The sequence below is a fragment of the Rhodocaloribacter litoris genome, assembly GCF_011682235.2.
Classification (GTDB): domain Bacteria; phylum Bacteroidota; class Rhodothermia; order Rhodothermales; family ISCAR-4553; genus Rhodocaloribacter; species Rhodocaloribacter litoris.
On the sequence record NZ_CP076718.1, the window covers coordinates 1,386,321 to 1,404,805 of the forward strand.

At 68.1% G+C, this 18,485-nt stretch carries 17 protein-coding genes; 14 read left to right on the top strand and 3 right to left on the bottom strand.

All coding sequences use genetic code 11. From position 1 onward, the window contains the following. Positions 1-8 precede the first annotated feature (8 nt). On the bottom strand, positions 9-305 hold the full coding sequence (locus tag GQ464_RS05735) for an acylphosphatase (RefSeq protein ID WP_166980327.1): 297 nt from the start codon (positions 303-305) through the stop codon (positions 9-11). A gap of 164 nt (positions 306-469) precedes the next feature. Next, the gene (locus GQ464_RS05740) at positions 470-1,177 is read right to left on the bottom strand and encodes a hypothetical protein (RefSeq protein ID WP_166980325.1); all 708 of its coding nucleotides are present in this window, start codon (positions 1,175-1,177) and stop codon (positions 470-472) included. Positions 1,178-1,419: 242 nt separating this feature from the next. Here GQ464_RS05740 and GQ464_RS05745 point away from each other — a divergent pair, with 242 nt between their 5' ends. The 14 genes from GQ464_RS05745 to GQ464_RS05810 all read left to right on the top strand — a co-directional run bounded on the left by GQ464_RS05745 (position 1,420) and on the right by GQ464_RS05810 (position 17,455). After that, entirely contained in the window at positions 1,420-3,009 is a 1,590-nt protein-coding gene (locus GQ464_RS05745; RefSeq protein ID WP_228350644.1) for an aldehyde dehydrogenase family protein, read from the top strand. Between the two features lie 149 nt (positions 3,010-3,158). Beyond that, positions 3,159-3,728 carry an elongation factor P gene (efp, locus tag GQ464_RS05750; protein WP_166980696.1) on the top strand — a complete coding sequence of 190 codons (570 nt, stop codon included), beginning with the start codon at positions 3,159-3,161 and terminating at the stop codon, positions 3,726-3,728. A gap of 53 nt (positions 3,729-3,781) precedes the next feature. After that, a complete protein-coding gene (gene accB / locus GQ464_RS05755; protein WP_166980694.1) occupies positions 3,782-4,321 on the top strand; it encodes an acetyl-CoA carboxylase biotin carboxyl carrier protein in 540 nt (179 codons plus the stop codon). Between the two features lie 5 nt (positions 4,322-4,326). Continuing rightward, the gene (gene accC / locus GQ464_RS05760; protein ID WP_166980692.1) at positions 4,327-5,676 is read left to right on the top strand and encodes an acetyl-CoA carboxylase biotin carboxylase subunit; all 1,350 of its coding nucleotides are present in this window, start codon (positions 4,327-4,329) and stop codon (positions 5,674-5,676) included. Between the two features lie 134 nt (positions 5,677-5,810). Further along, complete coding sequence (gcvH, locus tag GQ464_RS05765) at positions 5,811-6,197, top strand: glycine cleavage system protein GcvH (RefSeq protein WP_166980690.1); 387 nt, start codon at positions 5,811-5,813, stop codon at positions 6,195-6,197. A gap of 199 nt (positions 6,198-6,396) precedes the next feature. Next, on the top strand, positions 6,397-7,965 hold the full coding sequence (gene guaA, locus GQ464_RS05770; RefSeq protein WP_166980688.1) for a glutamine-hydrolyzing GMP synthase: 1,569 nt from the start codon (positions 6,397-6,399) through the stop codon (positions 7,963-7,965). A gap of 130 nt (positions 7,966-8,095) precedes the next feature. Next, positions 8,096-9,541, top strand: a complete 1,446-nt coding sequence (locus GQ464_RS05775; RefSeq protein ID WP_166980686.1) for an ABC transporter substrate-binding protein — start codon at positions 8,096-8,098, stop codon at positions 9,539-9,541. A 164-nt stretch (positions 9,542-9,705) separates the two neighbouring features. Further along, entirely contained in the window at positions 9,706-10,518 is an 813-nt protein-coding gene (locus tag GQ464_RS05780; RefSeq protein ID WP_166980684.1) for an outer membrane protein assembly factor BamD, read from the top strand. An 11-nt stretch (positions 10,519-10,529) separates the two neighbouring features. Further along, on the top strand, positions 10,530-11,108 hold the full coding sequence (nadD, locus tag GQ464_RS05785; RefSeq protein WP_166980682.1) for a nicotinate (nicotinamide) nucleotide adenylyltransferase: 579 nt from the start codon (positions 10,530-10,532) through the stop codon (positions 11,106-11,108). 436 nt (positions 11,109-11,544) lie between these two features. Beyond that, positions 11,545-13,107, top strand: a complete 1,563-nt coding sequence (locus tag GQ464_RS05790) for a glycoside hydrolase family 3 protein (protein ID WP_166980680.1) — start codon at positions 11,545-11,547, stop codon at positions 13,105-13,107. Between the two features lie 203 nt (positions 13,108-13,310). Beyond that, the gene (locus GQ464_RS05795; protein WP_166980678.1) at positions 13,311-13,910 is read left to right on the top strand and encodes a thioredoxin family protein; all 600 of its coding nucleotides are present in this window, start codon (positions 13,311-13,313) and stop codon (positions 13,908-13,910) included. A 76-nt stretch (positions 13,911-13,986) separates the two neighbouring features. Beyond that, positions 13,987-15,408: a Na+/H+ antiporter NhaC family protein gene (locus GQ464_RS05800; RefSeq protein ID WP_166980676.1), complete on the top strand. Its 1,422-nt coding sequence runs from the start codon at positions 13,987-13,989 to the stop codon at positions 15,406-15,408. A gap of 83 nt (positions 15,409-15,491) precedes the next feature. Further along, the gene (locus tag GQ464_RS05805; RefSeq protein ID WP_166980674.1) at positions 15,492-15,707 is read left to right on the top strand and encodes a hypothetical protein; all 216 of its coding nucleotides are present in this window, start codon (positions 15,492-15,494) and stop codon (positions 15,705-15,707) included. 422 nt (positions 15,708-16,129) lie between these two features. After that, positions 16,130-17,455, top strand: a complete 1,326-nt coding sequence (locus GQ464_RS05810) for an RAD55 family ATPase (protein WP_166980672.1) — start codon at positions 16,130-16,132, stop codon at positions 17,453-17,455. A gap of 225 nt (positions 17,456-17,680) precedes the next feature. On the opposite strand, the gene bshB1 is transcribed toward GQ464_RS05810, so the two are convergent. Beyond that, entirely contained in the window at positions 17,681-18,448 is a 768-nt protein-coding gene (bshB1, locus tag GQ464_RS05815) for a bacillithiol biosynthesis deacetylase BshB1 (RefSeq protein ID WP_228350645.1), read from the bottom strand. Positions 18,449-18,485: the final 37 nt, after the last annotated feature.

The window sequence follows — 18,485 nt, forward strand, 5'->3', positions numbered from 1 at the left end:
GCCCCGTCTCAGAGACGTACCTCGAACCGGTCGAAGCCGTTCTGGGCGGGCTCCCAGTCCGTCACGACCAGGTCGACCCGCGCCATGGGCGGCCCCTCACGCACCGCCTCGAGCAGGGCATCGAGCGCGGCATGATCCCCCTCGGCCACGAGCCGGACGGACCCGTCCCACTCGTTCTTCACCCAGCCGGTCAGGCCGAGCTGGCGGGCCCGCGTCGACACAAAGTAGCGAAAGCCGACGCCCTGCACCCGCCCCTCGATACGTGCCGACAAGCGCTCCCGCTGCGGGGCCTGTACATCCGCCATGGTCTCCTCTGTTTCGTTCCCTGAATCGACGTGCCACACCGGCACAACCCAAGGTTAAAAAACCGGCCGTGGCGCGTCAAGGGCCGCAGCCACGCAAAAAAAAAGCCTCCGTACCGGTGGGTAGTACGGAGGCTGGCGCCGGACGGGCCCAACGTGCACGTGGTCTACTCGGCCCGTACCGACCGAGACTGCAGAACAAACTCGACCATGCCCGAACTCATCATCAGGCGGTTCTCCACGTCGAAGACATCGACCCGAACGGCGTAGGGGTGGCCGGCTTTGAGGAGCGGTTGCAGGGCGCGGGCAACCGCATCGCCGGCCTCGATACGATGGGTTTCGACCCGGTGCCGGGCCACGGGGACGGCCTCCTCCAGATCCCAGACCACCAGGAGGTAATGATCCGCCCCGGGCACGGCCGGCCAGGAAAAAGCAAGTTCGTCGAGGGTGGCCGGCACGCTCAGGCGCAGGGCCTCGTCGGCCTCGCCGCGCAGCAGCGGACCGGCGTCGGGGGGCGCAGAGGGAATGAACGCCTGCCACACACCCAGCCCGAGCGCCACCACCACGACCGCGGCCGCCACGTAGCGCCCCAGGCGATAGAGGCGAGCCGGCCGCTTCCGTGCCGGCCGCTCCGGCACCACCACCCGCAGCGGGGACCCGGTCTCCGGCCCTGTAAGCGGCCGGACCGAGGCGGCCGGCAACGCTTCGGCCTGCCGGGCCGCCTCCAGGGCTTCACAAGCCATCTGCAACAGCTCTCGCAGCTCCGGATCCCTGGCCAGCTGCGCCACCACCTCCCGGCGCCGGTGAACCGGCAACGTACCGGCCATGAACGCGGCCAACGTCTGGTCGTCGATCGGCTGTTTTGCAGGATCCATGATGATAACACCCGAGAAAGGCAGGTTGACGGGACAAAGGCCCTCCCGCTACCCTGTGTATAACGAGAGAAAATGCGAAATTCGCGGGCGGGCCGAAAAAAAAAATTACCCGGCACCGGCTTCCCCGCGCGGTGTCTCTCTTTCCTGCTCTGTGCCCTCGCGTCGGTTGAATCCGTCGTCGTGAAGGTGCATATTGCACCGGCGGGGTGTCCGTCGCGCCCTGAAACAACCCGGACAACGCCATGGATCAAGACCTCCGTTCTATACAGCAGGCCCGCGACCTGATCCGCGCCGCCCGCGAGGCCCTGCACCGCTACCAGACGTTCACGCAGGAACAGGTGGACCGCATCGTGGCGGCGATGGCGGCCGCCGGCGAGCGCGAGGCCCAGCGCCTCGGCCAGATGGCCCATGAGGAAACGGGCTTCGGCCGGCCCGAGAGCAAGACGCTGAAGAACCTCTTTGCCACGAAGGTGCTGCACGAGCGCATGCGCGGCATGAAGACGTGCGGCATCATCCGCAAGCTGGAGAACGACACGATCTGGGAGATCGCCACGCCGATGGGGCTGGTGGCCGCCCTGATCCCGTCGACCAACCCCACCTCGACGGCCATGTACAAGGCCATCATTGCGGCGAAAGCCCGGTGTGCCCTCGTCATGAGCCCCCACCCGCGCGCCGTGCGCTGCACGGCCGAGGCCCTGCGCGTGGTGGCCGAGGCCGCCTACCAGGCCGGCGCACCGCCGGGGCTCTTCGGCTGCATGACCGAGGTCTCCCTGCCCGGCACCAACGCCCTGCTGGAAGACCCGGCCACCGACCTCATCCTGGCCACCGGCGGCACCGCCATGGTGCGCGCCGCCTACTCGAAGGGCAAACCCGCCTACGGCGTCGGCTCCGGCAACGTGCCGGTCTACGTGGACCGCTCGGCGAACCTCGCCAAGGCCGCCGCCGACATCGTCTACGGCGCCTCGTTCGACTGGGGCACCCTCTGCTCCACGGAGCGCAGCGTCATCGCCGATGCACCCATCCGCTCGAAACTGATCGAGGCCATGAAACAGCAGGGCGCCTACTTCCTGAGCGAGGCGGAAAAGGACGCCCTGCGCGGCATCCTCCTCCACAAGGGCCGGTTGAACGTGGAGCAGGTCGGCAAGAGCCCGGCCTACATCGCCCGCCTGGCCGGCTTCTCGGTGCCCGAAGGAACCCGCGCGCTCGTGGCCGAGGTGGAGAAGGTGGGGCGCGAGGAGCCCCTCTCGATGGAAACCCTCTCCCCCATCCTGGCCTTCTACACCGAGGACGGCTGGCAGACGGGCTGTGCCCGCTGCGTCGAGGTGCTCAACTTCGGCGGGATGGGCCACACGCTGGGCCTGCACGCCACGAACGAGCGCGTCATCGAAGCCTTCGCCCTGCAGAAACCCGCCATGCGCATCGTGGTCAACACCGTGGCGGCCCTCGGCTCGGTCGGCTACACGAACCGCCTCTTCCCGGCCATGACGCTCGGCCCCGGCACGCTCGGCGGCTCCATCACCAGCGACAACATCTCGCCGATGCACCTGCTCAACGTCAAGCGGCTGGCCTTCGAGACGGACCCGATCAACCCGGCCGGCGGCGCCGGCACCTCGCCGGTCGCCCACACTCCCGCCGGCCGGTCCGCCGCCGCACCGGCCGGCACCAGCTGGATCGACGCCATCGAGGCCCGGCTGCGGGCCCGCGCCGGCAACCCGGCCTCCGCCGAAACGGCCCCGCCCCCCCGCGAAACACCGAACCCGACCCCGACGCCGTCCCCCCTCCCGCTCCCGGACGAACAGATCGAAAACCTGATTCAACGGTTCAAAAAATAACCGCCCGCCGCCTCGGCGAAAATGATTCGAAATCACCGCCGGAGAAGCACCCACCCCCCGCAATCCCCCGCGGCGAAATTGACTCCGAAGAACGCCGGAAGGTATATTGGCTGGTCTTGTATTGCGTCAATCAAACGACTTGCCTGTACATGGCAGACACGACCGATTTTCGAAACGGCTTTACGATGATATGGAACGGCGACGTCTGGCAGATCGTCGAGTTCATGCACGTCAAGCCGGGCAAGGGCGGGGCTTTCGTCCGCACGAAGCTGAAGAACGTGCGCACCGGCAAGGTGGTGGACAACACCTTCCGCGCCGGGGAGCGGGTCGAGGAGGCGCGCGTCGAGCGGCGGACGTACCAGTTTCTCTATGAGGACGATCTCGGCCTGCACCTGATGGACACCGACACCTACGAGCAGACGACGGTGCCGGTCGACCTGGTGCCGGCCCGCAAGTTCCTGAAGGAAGGCGGCACGGTGGACGTGCTGGTGCACGCCGAGACGGAACAACCCCTGACGGCCGAGTTGCCCAACAGCGTCGAGTTGCAGGTGGTGCAGACCGACCCCGGCGTCCGGGGGGATACGGCCACCGGCGCCACGAAGCCGGCCACGCTCGAGAGCGGTGCCGTCGTCCAGGTACCGTTGTTCATCAACGAGGGCGACGTCATCCGGGTCAACACCGAGACGGGGGAATACGTCACGCGCGTCTCCACCGCCTGAGGCCGCATCCGGCCTGCGACGTCGCATTCCGTTCTCCGAACCGAGGGCCCAACATGGATCTGAAGCAAATACAGCAGGTGCTCAAGCTGGTCGCCGAGAGCGGCGTCACGGAGGTGGAGATCGAGGAAGGGGATTTCAAGCTGGTGGTGCGCAACCGGGTGCCGACCGTGACGGTGCAGGCCCCGCCGATGCCCTACCCCTACCCACCGCCCGCCTACGCGCCTCCGGCCTATGCACCGCCCCCGCCGGCGTCTCCTCCGCCCCCGCCTCCATCCGAAAACAAGGCGCCGCCCCCCCCGGAAGCTCCTCCGGCCGCTGAAGCCCCGGCCGCCGAGGCGAAACCGGCCGCCAACGAAGTCATCGTTCGCGCTCCGATCGTGGGCACCTTCTACCGGCGGCCGGGCCCCGACCAGGCCCCCTACGTCGAGGTCGGCGATCAGGTCAAACCCGGCGACGTGCTGTGCATCATCGAGGCGATGAAGCTCATGAACGAGATCGAGTGCGAGGTGGCCGGCACCATCCGCGAAATCCTCGTCGAAGATGCCCAGCCCGTCGAATATGACCAGCCCCTCTTCCGCATCGAAAAAGCCTGAGGAGCGTGTTCAAGAAAGTCCTCATTGCCAACCGGGGCGAAATCGCCCTGCGGGTCATCCGGACGTGCCACGAGATGGGCATTCAGACGGTGGCCGTCTATTCGACCGCCGACCGGGATTCGCTGCACGTGCGGTTCGCCAACGAGGCCGTCTGCATCGGGCCGCCGCCTTCGCGTGAGAGCTACCTGCGCTTCGACCGCATCATCGCCGCCGCCGAGGTCACCGGCGCCGACGCCATCCACCCGGGCTACGGCTTCCTGGCCGAGAACGCCGACTTCAGCGCCATCTGCGCCGACCACCGGATCAAGTTCATCGGGCCTTCCCCCGAGACGATCCGCCTCATGGGCGACAAGAGCCTGGCGAAAGACACGATGCGCAAGGCCGGCGTGCCGGTCATCCCCGGCTCCGACGGGGTCGTCGAGACCGCGGCCGAGGGCAAGCGCATCGCCGCCGAGATGGGCTATCCGGTCATCATCAAGGCCCGGGCCGGCGGCGGCGGCAAGGGCATGCGCCTGGTGACCGAAGAAAGCGCCTTCACGAAGCAGTTCGACATGGCCCGCAACGAGGCCGAGGCGGCCTTCGGCGACGGCGGCGTCTACATCGAGAAGTTCGTCACCAGCCCGCGTCACGTCGAGATCCAGGTGCTGGGCGACGGGCAGGGCACCGTCATCCACTTCGGCGAGCGCGAGTGCTCCATCCAGCGCCGCCACCAGAAGCTCGTCGAGGAATCTCCTTCGCCCATCGTGGACGAGGACCTGCGGCGGCGCATGGGCGAGGCCGCCGTCCGCGGCGCCGAGGCCGTCGGCTACGAGGGCGCCGGCACCATCGAGTTCCTCGTCGACGCCGAGCGCAACTTCTACTTCATGGAAATGAACACGCGCATCCAGGTGGAACACCCCGTCACCGAAGAGGTGGCCGACTGCGACCTGGTCGAATACCAGCTGCGCGTGGCCATGGGCGAGCGCGTGCGCCGGCGCGAGGTGACCCTCGAAGGACACGCCATCGAATGCCGTATCAACGCCGAAGACCCCTTCCGCAACTTCGCCCCCTCGCCCGGGCTCATCCGGACGTTCCACCCGCCCGGCGGCCACGGCGTCCGCGTCGACACGCACGCCTACGCGGGGTACGTCATCCCTCCCCACTACGACTCCATGATCGCCAAGCTCATCGTCCGCGCCCGCACGCGCGAGCTGGCCATCAACAAAATGCTCCGGGCCCTCGACGAGTTCGTCATCGAGGGCGTCAAGACCACCATCCCCTTCCACCGGCAGCTCCTGCGCAACGAGGCCTTCCGCGCCGGCCACTTCGACACCCGCTTCCTCGAAACCTTCCAGCTCCAGCCGGAAGACGTGTGATTTTGTCTTGAGGTTTGTGCCTTTCCGGCGGCCCGCATTCGGGTTTATGGCTGCTGGTTTTTATACTCCGGCAGTTCTCGGCGGCGGGTCCCGCCGCCCGGTCACGCCATCCCAACGAGCCAGCCGAAGCTGCCATGGATTTCCCGAGCGACCTCCGCTACTCCAAAGACCACGAATGGCTCCGCGTGAACGCCGACGGCAAGACGGCCCGCGTCGGCATCACCGACTTCGCCCAGCAAGAACTCGGGGACATCGTCTACGTCGAACTCCCCGCTCCCGGCGACACCTTCGAGGCCGGCGAGGAGTTCGGCACGGTGGAAGCGGTCAAGACGGTCTCCGAGCTGTACATGCCCGTCTCCGGCACCGTCGTCGCCGTGAACGAAGCGCTCGCCGATGCGCCCGAGCACGTCAACGAGGACCCCTACGGCAAAGGCTGGATGATCGAGATCGAACTGCGCGACCCGTCCGAGGCCGACGCCCTCATGAACGCCGACACCTACCGCGACATGGTCGGGGGATGAGGGTCCACGTTTCACGTTCCAGGTTTCACGTTCCAGGTTTTACGTTTCGGGTTGACCGTTTTGCGCCGGGGCCCTATCGGGGCTCCGCACCCTGCACGGTGCACCCAACGCCCGGGCTAAAGCCCGCGACGACGTCTTTGCCCACATACCAAACGTTGCACGGGCCACGTTGAACGTGCAACGCAGCGCATAACCGAGCATGCACGAGCGTATCGTTATCCTGGACTTCGGGTCGCAGTACACACAGCTCATCGCCCGGCGTATCCGCGAGGCGGGGGTGTACTCGGAAATCTACCCGTGCACCGTGGAGCCGGCGGAGGTGGTGGCGCTTTCCCCGAAGGGGTTGATCCTTTCCGGGGGTCCGTCCTCCGTTTACGACCCGGACGCCCCGCAGCTCTCGCCCAGCTGGCTGTCCCTGCGCCGGGACGACGGCAGCCCGATGCCGATCCTGGGCATCTGCTACGGGTTGCAGGCGATGGCGCACACGCTCGGCGGCGAGGTGGCCCGGGCCGACCGCCGCGAGTTCGGGCGCGCCCACCTGGTCGTGGACGACGACGCCGACCTGCTCGCGGGCGTGCCCTCCGGCTCGACGGTCTGGATGAGCCACGGCGATCACCTGACGCGTCTGCCCGAGGGCTACCGCGTCATCGCCCACACGGACAACGCCCCCATCGCCGCGGTCAAGGCCCTGCACCGCCCCCACTTCGGCGTGCAATTCCACCCCGAGGTGGTGCACACCGAGCACGGCCGCACCATCCTGCAGAACTTCGCCTACCGCGTCTGCGGCTGTGCGGGCGACTGGTCCGCCGCCTCGTTCATCGAGGAGAAGACCCGCGAGATCCGGGCGCAGGCCGGCGACGAGCACGTCATCCTGGGCCTCTCCGGCGGCGTCGACTCGTCCGTGGCAGCGGTGCTGCTGCACCGGGCCGTGGGCGACCGGCTCACCTGCATCTTCGTCAACAACGGCGTCCTCCGCAAGGGCGAGTGGGAGCAGGTGCAGGACACCTTCCGCGACCACTTCCGGATCCGCCTCAAGGCCGTCGACGCCGCCGGCCTGTTCCTCGACCGCCTCGCCGGCGTGGCCGACCCCGAGCGCAAGCGCAAGATCATCGGCAACACGTTCATCGAGGTCTTCGAACGCGCCACCGAGGAGATCGTGGCGGAGCTGGGGCGGAAGCCGAAGTACCTGGCGCAGGGCACCCTCTACCCGGACGTCATCGAGAGCGTCTCGTTCAAAGGCCCCTCGGCCACGATCAAGACGCACCACAACGTGGGCGGGCTGCCGGAGAAGATGGACTTCGAGATCCTCGAACCCTTCCGCGAGCTGTTCAAGGACGAAGTCCGCGAGATCGGGCGGCTGCTCGGCGTGCCCGAGACGATCATCGGGCGCCACCCCTTCCCCGGTCCGGGCCTGGCCATCCGGGTGCTCGGGCCCGTCACGCGCGAGGCGCTGGCCCTGCTACGCGAGGCCGACGCCATCTTCATCGACGAGCTCAAGAGCCACGGCCTCTACGACGACGTGTGGCAGGCCTTCGCCGTCTTGCTGCCCGTGCAGAGCGTGGGCGTCATGGGCGATGCCCGCACCTACGAGAACGTCTGCGCCCTGCGGGCCGTCACCAGCGTCGACGGCATGACGGCGGACTGGGCCCCGCTCCCCTACGACTTCCTGGCCCACGTCTCGAACCGCATCGTGAACGAGGTACGCGGGATCAACCGCGTCGTCTACGACATTAGCTCGAAACCCCCGGCCACCATCGAGTGGGAATGAGCCCACCGTGCCATGATCCGAAACCGTACGGACCTCCAGCCGGCCGGCAAGCTCCATGCCGCAAGCCGCCCCCCTGCTCCATAGACACGCCCGTGCGCCCGGTCGAACGCTGGAATAACCTGAACGCCGCATGGTTACGCACCCGACCGCTCCACACCCGATCCTGCACCGCCTCCTCGCCCTCCTGCTGATCGCCGGTGGGCTGGGCGGGGCGCACGTGCAGGCCCAGGACCTGCGCGCCCCGGTGCCCCGCATCGAGGCGGCCGAGGAGGTTTTCGCCGAGGGACTCGAAGCCTTCGAAGCCGGCGACTACGGGCTGGCCTTCCGGCGCTTCCAGATCGTCATCGACCAGTACCCGCTCAACCGCAAGACGACGGCGGCCTGGCTGATGTCCGGCAAGGCCCTCTACCGCAACGGGGCCCATGCGCGGGCGGCGGCCCTGCTCGAGACTTTCATCGCGTCGTATCCGTCCAGCCGCTACGTGGACGAGGCCCGGCGCACGCGGGAACTGGCGCTGGCGGCCGGGACGCGACGGGAACGCCCCATCCTCAACCTGGGCATCGCCCTGCCGATGGATGGGCCGGACCTGGCCCGCACCCAGTCGATGTTCAACGGCATCCGCATGGCCGTGGACGAGCACAACCGGACGGCGGGCGATCAGCCGCTCATCCGCATGATCTTCCGAAACACCCACAACAGCCGGCGCGAAGCGGCCGCGCAGGTTCGGGCGCTGGCCGAGGCCGGGGCCGACGTCATCCTCGGGCCGCTCTACAGCATCGAGGCCGAAGCCGCCGCCGAGGCCGCCGAGCAGGCCGGGGTGGTGCTGGTGGCTCCCCTGGCCACCGACGAATCCGTCTCGGCGGGACGGCGTTACGTCTTCCAGAGCAACCCGACCATCACGATGCGCGGGCGCCTCATGGCCCGGTTCGCCATCCGGGGCCTGCGCCTGCACCGGTTCGGTCTCATCGCCGAGCTCGGCGACAGCGTCGGCGAGCGCATGGCCGAAGGCTTTCAGGACGAGGCCCTCCACCTCGGCGCCGAAGTCCCGTATTTCGTCCTGCTGGAAAAGACCGGCGACTGGTACCGGCTGCCCGAAACCATCGGAGCCGACTCCCTGAAGGCCGTCGAGGCGCTCTACCTGCCCATCCCCGACGGTGGCACCGCCCTGGCCGAAGGCGTGCTCGGCAGCCTGGCGCGCAGCGGCACCACCGCCCGCCTCCTCGGCGGCAAAACCTGGCACAACCTTCCCATCGCCGCCCGTGCCAGCCCCTTCCAGCTCACCTATACGAACGATTTCTTCCCGGACCCGGCCAACCCGGAGGTGCAGCGCTTCGAAGAACGCTACCGGGAGCTGACCGGCACCTCCCCCGACCGCCTCGCCTACACCGGCTACGACGTGGCCCGCTACCTCATCGCCCACCGCACCGAGCGGCCGGACCGCCCCTTCGACGAGGTGCTGCGCGAAGCCCCCGCCTACGAAGGCCTGAGCATACGCATCCATTTCAACGGCGAAAACGTGAACCAGGCCCTTTTCTATCATCGCTACCGGGACGGCCGGCTCCAGCTGCTGCGTTGAGTCCCCGCCGTATCCCCGGACACCGCGGAACCGCCCGGCCCACGCCCTCGTACCAGAGGCCCGTTCCGCCGGCCGCCTCCCGAGGCCCGGCGTTTTCCATTTTCAGATTGCGAGTTCGAGTTCCTTCCCGGGCACCCCGCCCAACCCTTTCGCCTCGTCCCGTCATGTTCTTCCGTCTCAGGTTGCCCCTGCTCGTTCTGACGACGGCCGTCGTGCTGGCCGGCTGTTCCGGCACGGGACGGCTGCGCTACGAAACCCCGCAAGAAGCCCTGGAAAAGGGGATGGCGCTCTACGAGGAGGGCAAATACGACCGGGCCATCCTGTACCTGCAGGGGGTCTTCGACTTCGGGCGCACGCACGAATACGCCGCCGACGCCCAGCTCTACCTGGCACGTGCCTATTACGCCAACGAGGATTACCTGCTGGCCGCCAGCGAGTACAACCGGTTCGTCCAGATCTACCGGAGCGACCCGCGCGTGCCCGATGCCGAGTTCGAACTGGCGATGACCTACTACAAACGCTCCCCCCCCTACCCGCTCGACCAGACCGACACAGAGGCGGCCATCGAACGGTTCCAGCTTTTCCTCAACCGCTATCCCAACCACCCGAAGGTAGCGGAGGCCGAAGCCTACATCCGGGAACTGCGGGAAAAGCTGGCCCGCAAGCAGTACGAGGCCGGCCGGCTCTATGAACGACGGGAACTCTTCGAAGCCGCCGCCCGCTCCTACGAGGCCGCCTTCGACCGCTATCCAGACACCTCCTGGGCGGATGACGCCCTCGTCGGGGCGATGCGCGCCTACATCGCCTTCAGCGATCAGAGCATCCGGGCCCGCCAGCGGGAACGCCTCCAGCCCGCGCTCGAACACTACGAACGCCTGATCCAGCTTTTCCCCGAGAGCCCGCTGCTCAAGGAGGCCGAAGCCCTCTACGAAGAGATCACGGAACGGTTGAAACGCCTCGACGAGGAGACGTCCTGAGCCTGCCTTCCATGCACGTCGGTATCTTCGGCGGTTCGTTCAACCCGCCGCACACGGCCCACCTGATCGTTGCCGAGCACATACGGGAGGCGGGCGCCCTGGACCGGATCCTGTGGATCCCCGCGGCCCGTCCGCCGCACAAGCCGGCGACCGGCCTCGTCGCGCCGCACCACCGCCTGGCCATGACGCGCCTGGCCGTCGCCGGCAACCCGGCCTTCGACGTCTCCGACCTCGAACTGCATCGCGACGGCCCCTCCTACACCGTCGACACGGTGCGAATCCTCCAGGACGAACAGCCCGGCACCACCTTCACCCTGATCCTCGGCGGCGACAGCTTCCGCGACTTCGCCACGTGGCACCGGCCCGACGAAATCATCCGGCGGGTGCCGTTGCTCGTCTATGACCGGCCCGGCACCCGCTACGACGACGTCCCCGAACGCTTCCGAACACGTGCCTGCTTCGTAGACGCCCCCCTGCTCGAAATCTCCGGCTCGGACATCCGGACCCGCATCCGCGAAGGGCGTTCCATCCGCTACCTCGTCCCCGAGCCCGTGCGCCGCTACATCGAAACGCACGGGCTGTACCGCTGAGCGGCTTCAAAGCATCGAGAGGCCGGCCCTACGACCACCTGCGCCCCCTGCATGGTTAAACGACGGCAGCCTCTCGAACGCGCGACGCATCCCGGACCGGCCGGTCGACGCGACGGGCAGGGCCCGACGAACACAAGACCCTTTCACTGAAACGGCTGATGTTACGCAGTGGAGACCGGTGCGACGGCAGGACGACCCCTCCGTCGCTGCGCGACACCTCCCCTTCGCATGGGGAGGATCTGGTCGTAGCCTCCACGCCTGACACCAAGCCCTTCCCCCTGGCCGCACCATGCGGCCCTGCAGGGGGAAGGTCCCCGAAGGGGGGATGGGGGTCGCCCTTTCCCTGGTCGGGGGGCCTGTCACGAAGCGAAAGGAGAGCAACGTGGCGGCTTCAACGCTTATTGCGTAACATCACTGAAACGATATTCCTGCTCTGATGCCTACCCTGTTCGAAAAGGCGGCCCGGCTCGTGATGGTGCGGCTGGGGTCGAACCTGCCGCCGCCGGTGACGGTGGCCGAAGACGCGGAGCGGGTGGCGCGGCTCCTCGAACGGTGCCCCCTCGGCGGCCTTGTGCTCTTCAACGGGACATTGCGCGATACGCCCGGGGTCCTGGCCGGTCTTCAGGCCCGCAGCCGCACCCCGCTGCTGGTGGCGACCGACATGGAACGGGGCGTCGGGCAGCAGGTGCGGGGGGCCACGGTCTTCCCGCACGCGATGGCCTTCTCCCGCCTGGGCGAGGAGGCCGAGGAAGCCGTCGAGGAAACGGCCCGGGTGGCGGCGCGGGAGGCGCTGGCCTGCGGCATCCATATCACGTTCGCTCCGGTGGCCGACGTCAACCTCGACCCGCGCAACCCGATCATCGCCACGCGGGCTTTCGGGTCGGACCCCGAGACGGCCGCCCGTCTGGCGGCGGCCTACGTGCGGGGTGCCCGCGCCGAAGGACTGCTCACGACTGCCAAGCACTTCCCCGGCCACGGCAACACCGCCGCCGACTCCCACGCCGAACTGCCGGTGGTCCGCAGTGACCGCGCCACGTGGGCCCGCACCGACGCCGTCCCGTTTCGCGCCGTGCTGGCGGCAGGCGTCGACCTGGTGATGACGGCGCACGTTGCCTATCCGGCCCTGGATCCGAGCGGCGCCCCGGCCACCGCGTCGCCCCGCATCCTCTGTGACCTCCTCCGCCGCGAGATGGGCTTCACGGGCGTCGTCGTCACGGACAGCCTGCTCATGGGTGCCATCCGCGCCCGGCCGGACGCCGTGGGCGCGCAGGCCGCCGCCCTGGTCCGTGCCGGCGTCGACCTCCTGCTCGATGTGCCCGACGCCGAGGCCGCCGTTGCCGGGCTGGTGCGCGCCGTGGAGGAGAGCACGCTGCCCGAGGCCCGCCTCGACGAAGCCTGCGGCCGGGTGGAGCGGCTCCGCCAACAACTCGTGAACCGCTTCGGCCCGGACGTCTTCACCCACCCCCCCGCCGCCCCCGTCGGCTCTCCCGACCACCGCGCCCTGGCCGACGACGTGGCCCGCCGGGCCCTCACCGTCCTCAAGGCCTCCGGCCCGCTGCCTCCGGAAACCGGCGGGGACGGGTTGCTCGTCGTGCTCCTTCGTCCCCACACCTCGCACCTGGACCCGCCGGAAGCACCGCTCGGCACGATGGTACGCACCGCCCTGCCCCGCGCCGTCTACGCCGAGCTCGGTCCCGATGCCCGCCCGGCGGTCTTCGACCGGGTCATGACGGAGGCCCTCGCCGCCCGGCGCGTCGTGGCGGCGCTCGTCGTCAAGCCGGCCGCCTGGCATGCCTTCGGGCTGCGACCCGAGCAGCAACGCTTCGTCGAACGCCTGGTGGCCCGGCGGCCCGTCGACCTGGTCGCGCTCGGCAGTCCCCTCCCGCTCGAATCGTTCCCCACCGCTCCCGTGCACGCCTGCACCTACAGCGACGTCGAACCGTCGCAACGGGCTCTCGTCCACTTCCTCCGGGAAGGATTCTCGAGCGTTCCGCGTTAAACGTTACGCGTTGTGCGTTCAGGCCCGGCACGGTGATCCTTCTAAAAAATGTAGCCGCACCTTTCACGGGTGTGCTCGCTGCCGCTGGAGGACCCAGGCTAAAGCCCGCGGCTACAGGACGATCGCCCTCTTGTGCGTTGAACACCGGGACCGGACCCACGTGCAACGCCGAACGCGAAACCTGGAACAAACCGAAAGGAGCCATGGCTGTGACGTATTCACAGACGATAGACCTCGGGACGAAGGCACCGGCGTTCGATCTGCCGGCGGCCAACCCGCCGAAGGATGCGCCGAACCGCACGCGCTATCGCCTGAGCGACTTCGACGACGCCCGGGCGCTGGTGGTGGTGTTCATGTGCAATCACTGCCCGTACGTCCTCCACATCGAAGACGAGCTGCTGCGTGTGGCGCGGGCATACCAGCCGAAGGGTGTGGCGTTCGTCGGCATCAACGCGAACGATCCGGAGCAGTATCCGGACGATTCGTTCGAGAAGATGGCCGAGCGGGCCGCCGCGAAGGACTACCCCTTCCCCTACCTGTTCGATGCGACACAGGAGGTGGCGAAAGCCTACGGTGCCACCTGCACGCCGGACCTCTACGTCTTCGACCGCGAGCGGCGGCTCGTCTACCACGGCCGCTTCGATGCCACGCGCCCGCGTTCGGGCCAGAAACCCGACGGGCGTGACCTGCGCCGGGTCCTCGACGAGCTCCTCACCACCGGCAAGGTCACCACGGAGCAGTATCCCTCGATGGGGTGCAACATCAAGTGGAAACCCGGCAACGAACCGGCCTATTTCGGCTGACATTCTTCGCGGATTTCTCGTAGATTCGGGGCGCACCGCCGGGTGCGCCCTTTTTTTATCTCATCCGCACAGGCCTATGGACTGGATCATCCTGCTTCCCCCCATCGTCGCGATCGTGCTGGCCCTCTGGACGAAAGAGGTCTTTCTCTCCCTTTTCGCCGGGCTCTGGCTGGGCACGACCATCCTGGCGGGAGGCAACCCGATCCTGGGGCTGCGCGGCCTGGCGGACGAGATGGTGGCCGTCTTCACCGATGCGGGCAACACCCGGATCATCCTGTTCAGCCTGCTGGTGGGCGGGCTGATGGCGCTGGTACAGGCTTCCGGGGGCGTGGCCGGCTTCATCCGGTGGGCCCAGCGGCGGGGCTGGGGCACGACACGGCGCGGCGCCGAGGTGCTGGCGTGGGTCGTGGGCATGCTCATCTTCATCGAATCGAGCATCACCTGCCTGGTCGTCGGCGCCGTGAGCCGTCCGTTCTTCGACCGGCTGCGGCTGCCGCGCGAGAAACTGGCCTTTTACTGCGACACCACGAGCGCCCCGGTGTGCATGTCGATCCCGCTCAACGGATGGGGGGCCTACGTGCTGGGCCTGCTGGCGGCCCAGGGTATCACGGCCGGGGCGGTGAGCCTGCTGGCCACCTCGCTCCTGTTCAACTTCTACGCCCTCTTTGCCATCGCCTTCACGCTGGTGCTGGCGCTCACGGGCTGGAGCTTCGGACCAATGCGCCGTGCCGAGGAGCGGGCCGCCGCCACCGGGGCCCTCCTGCGGGAGGGCGCCATCCCCATGATCGCCGAGGAGGTGGTCGAGCTCAAGCCCGTACCCGGCTCCCGGGAACAGGCACGGGACCTGCTGATCCCGCTCGCCGTGATGATCGGCATGATCTTCTTCGGCCTGTACGTCACCGGCGAGGGGGATCCGATGCGGGGCAGCGGCTCCACGTCCGTGCTGTGGGCCGTCGGCGCGGCGACCGGGGTGGCCATGGTGCTGTATGCGCTGCCGCTGGGCCGCCCGCCGTTGCTGTCGCTGCGGGCCTCGATGGGGCTGGTCATCAAGGGCTCCTCGGGCATGGTGGGCGTGGTGCTGCTGGTCGTCCTCGCCTTTGCCCTGGGGCAGGTGTCCCGGGCGCTGGAGATGGGCCCCTACGTCGTCGGGCTCGTCGGCGCCCACACCCCGTCGTGGTGGCTGCCGGGGCTGGTGTTCCTGGTGGGCTGCTTCGTCTCCTTCACCCTCGGCTCGTCGTGGACGGCCTTCGCCATCCTCATGCCGATTGCCCTGCCCCTGGCCGAAGGGCTCGGGGTCCCGCAGCCCCTCATGCTCGGCGCGGTGCTCTCGGGCGGCGTCTTCGGAGACCACGCCTCGCCCTTGTCGGACACGTCCATCATCTCGTCGATGGCCGCCGCCAGCGACCACGTCGACCACATCAACACGCAGCTCCCCTATGCCCTGCTCGTGGCCGGCCTCGCCTTCATCGCCTTCGTCGTGGCCGGCGTGGTACTTTAACCCCCTTCGTGCGTTCAACCTCCGTCCCCCTCCGCCAGGGAACGATGCCCTGCCGTCCTTCCACCGCGCAACCCCCCCTGCCCATGTTTGACGACCGGGCGTTCCGAACCTGGCCCCGGGTGATCACCGTCGCGCTCACCTTCGCCTTCCTCTTCGGTCTGATCGCCGTGCTCTCGGACCTGCTCTTCGACGGTGTGCTTCGCCTGTCGCCGCGTGCTCTCGGCTTCGGCCTCCTGGCCTTCATCGGCTACCTGGGCGTGGCCGGCCTGATCCGCAGCCGGATGGAGGACACGGACTGAAACCCGGGGCGATGCTTCCGGTGTCAGGGGGAACAAAACAGGCCGCGTGATCGCAACAACGAGACATTTTTACATTCTGAAAGCAGGATCCCGGCGGGAAAGACGCCTATATTGCGTTATCCTTCGGGGCGTGTTTCCAACAGCGCCGGGATGAAGGCGGGGCCGGCCTCGCATCCCGGCCGGGGACGTGCCCGCCCCGACACGGTTCGAATCTCAAAAAGGGATCACCCGCCCGTCTCGATTTGAGCACGACAGGGCTGATTCCCGCGGTAACCGGCCGGGATTCCGCGGCCGTCGTCCCCGGTACCCTATCCGGATCAGCCGAGTAGCAAAGGCGGCATACTGTTTGTTCGAGCCGAACCCGCCTGCTGATTCGCCCCCGGTCCCCGTTTGTCCGTTTCTCCATGGAAAGTCCAACGTCCGTGTCCACCCTCGCCCCCAAGCTGCTATCCGGGATCGACGTCATCGACGAGCAGTGGGGCGGCCTCTACCGGGGCGGCTCCTACCTCGTCTACGGGAGTGCCGTCAGCGGGCGCACGCTCTTGCCCCTGATGTTCATCCAGACCGGCGTGCTGCTCGACGACTCCTGCCTGCTCATCTCGCCGGAGCGCCCGAAGGACCTGACCATCCAGGCCGCTTCGATCGGCTTCGACCTGCGGGCCGCGCACACGGCCGGCAAGGTGCGGTTGATGCGGATTCCGCCGCTGTTCAACCTGCAGAACGTCGGGGACGACGGGGTCGCCCGGGCCCTGCACGACCTGGTCGCCATCATCCGCCAGCACCAGCCCGACCGCCTGGCGATCACGGACTTCACGCCGTTCGTGCACTTCCGCTCGTTCGACCGGATGAAGAGCGAGTTCATTCACCTGCTCGAACAGATCGACCCGGTCGAAACCACGTTGATGCTGGCCCTGAACGAACCGGCCAGCCGGCAGGAGGAGGAGGCCGTCTCCTTCATCCAGAACCAGATGACGGGGTCGATCCACATCACCCTGGTCGAAGGCGACACCTCGACCCGTCGCCGCCTGACGCTGATCCCCCACATCGGGCACCTGCGCCGGGTGGTCATCGACGACTGGGACCTGACCGCGATGATCGCCACCGGCGAAGAGATCGCCGCGTCCGTGCGGATGCTGCCGGGCCAGCGAGCCGCGGAACGAAAGGCCGCCGAGACGACACTCCCGCCGCCCGAAGCCGCCCCTCCGCCCCTCGAGCCGCCGGCCTTCACCATCGAGCCGCCGAGCTTCATCCCGGTTCCCCCGCCCGAAGCACCCGCACCGGAGCCGCCGCCTTCGGAAGGCGAAACGACCGGGCCGGAAGCGTTCCCGCCCGCGGAGGAGATCACCTACGAGGACCGCGAAGCCTTCCGCGACCGGCTCCAGCAACACTTCGACCAGCGGGACCGGGACGCCACGCCGTTCCTGCTGCTGGCCCTCCGCATGGACCGCTCCCGGGGCAAGACACGCCCGTTCGACTTCGAGTTCATCCTGGACCTGGTGAGCGAATCCCTCCGGGAGCAGGACGCCATGCTGGCCGACACCGAGAAAGAGCGCCTCGTGGTGCTGCTGGGCGACAGCCGGCCCGAAGAGGCCCAGCGCTTCTTCTCCCGGCTCAAGGACCGCCTCCGCCAGGAAGCACCCCAGCAGGCCGACCACCTCCTGCACGCGGTCTCGGCCATCGTGGTACCGGACGGGCGCCCCTTCCAGAACGCCGACGAATTCCTCACCTATGCCCTAGACGAAGACTGACCGCCAAAAATCTTCCGCCACCTCTTATCAAATCCGGTGGCCGGCCGATACAGTCCCCAGGTGCGAGCATGCCTTCCCCGCGCACACCGCCATACGTGCCCATGCATAAATGATCCTGCCATCCGGGCGACGTCGCCCACAGGAAACACAGCCCGAGCAATCGGGTTGTGTGCGTCGGGGAAAGCGCCCTGCGGGCTTCGGCCTGCGGGGCGCTTATTTTTTTCCTTATCGAAACGGCTTCTCGCGCCGAAGCACCCCGACGAGGTCCGTCACGCCGACCGGCCCGCCGTGATACAGAAAGGGTTCCCCGTAGGTGGCACCGATCTGATAACCGTAGGTGCGTGCCCGTGCCTCGATCCACCGGAAGAACTCGGGATTGGAGACGAACGTCTCCGGCTCGTCCCCGGCCGGCTCATAGTCGGGGTTGAAGAACTGCGAGCGAAAGGCCTGCAGGGCGCGGGTGCGCTGCTCCCACACGTCGCTCACGTCCACGACGAACGTCGGCTCGAACGGGACGGCCTGCATGTAGTGCAGGATGTGATGCGGCCGCCAGGGTTCCTGCGCGGTGCCGTCGTCCTCACGGGTGACGATCTTGCGCAGCCCGGCGTAGAACGCTGCCTCGATGGCCAGGCGGGCAGCGGCCCCGTGATCGGGATGCCGGCAGACGGGCGGGTTGACCAGCAGGATGTGCGGGCGGTACCGGCGGAGGACGCGGATCACGCGCTCCCGGTTCTCCGGCGTCGGGGCGATGTTTCCGTCGGGCAGGCCCAGGTTCTCCCGGACGGCCAGTCCCAGAATCCCGGCGGCCGCACGCGCTTCCTCCAGCCGCCCCTCCGGCGTGCCGCGCGAGCCGAGCTCGCCCCGCGTGAAGTCGACGATGCCGACCCGGTATCCCTGGCGGGTCAGCCGGCAGATGGTGCCGCCCGCACACAGTTCGACGTCGTCCGGGTGGGCGGCCAGGGCCAGCACGTCGAGCCGTTGCGGATCAGGCATGGTCATGTAGCAGCCTCAACAGGGGCATGGAGGTCCG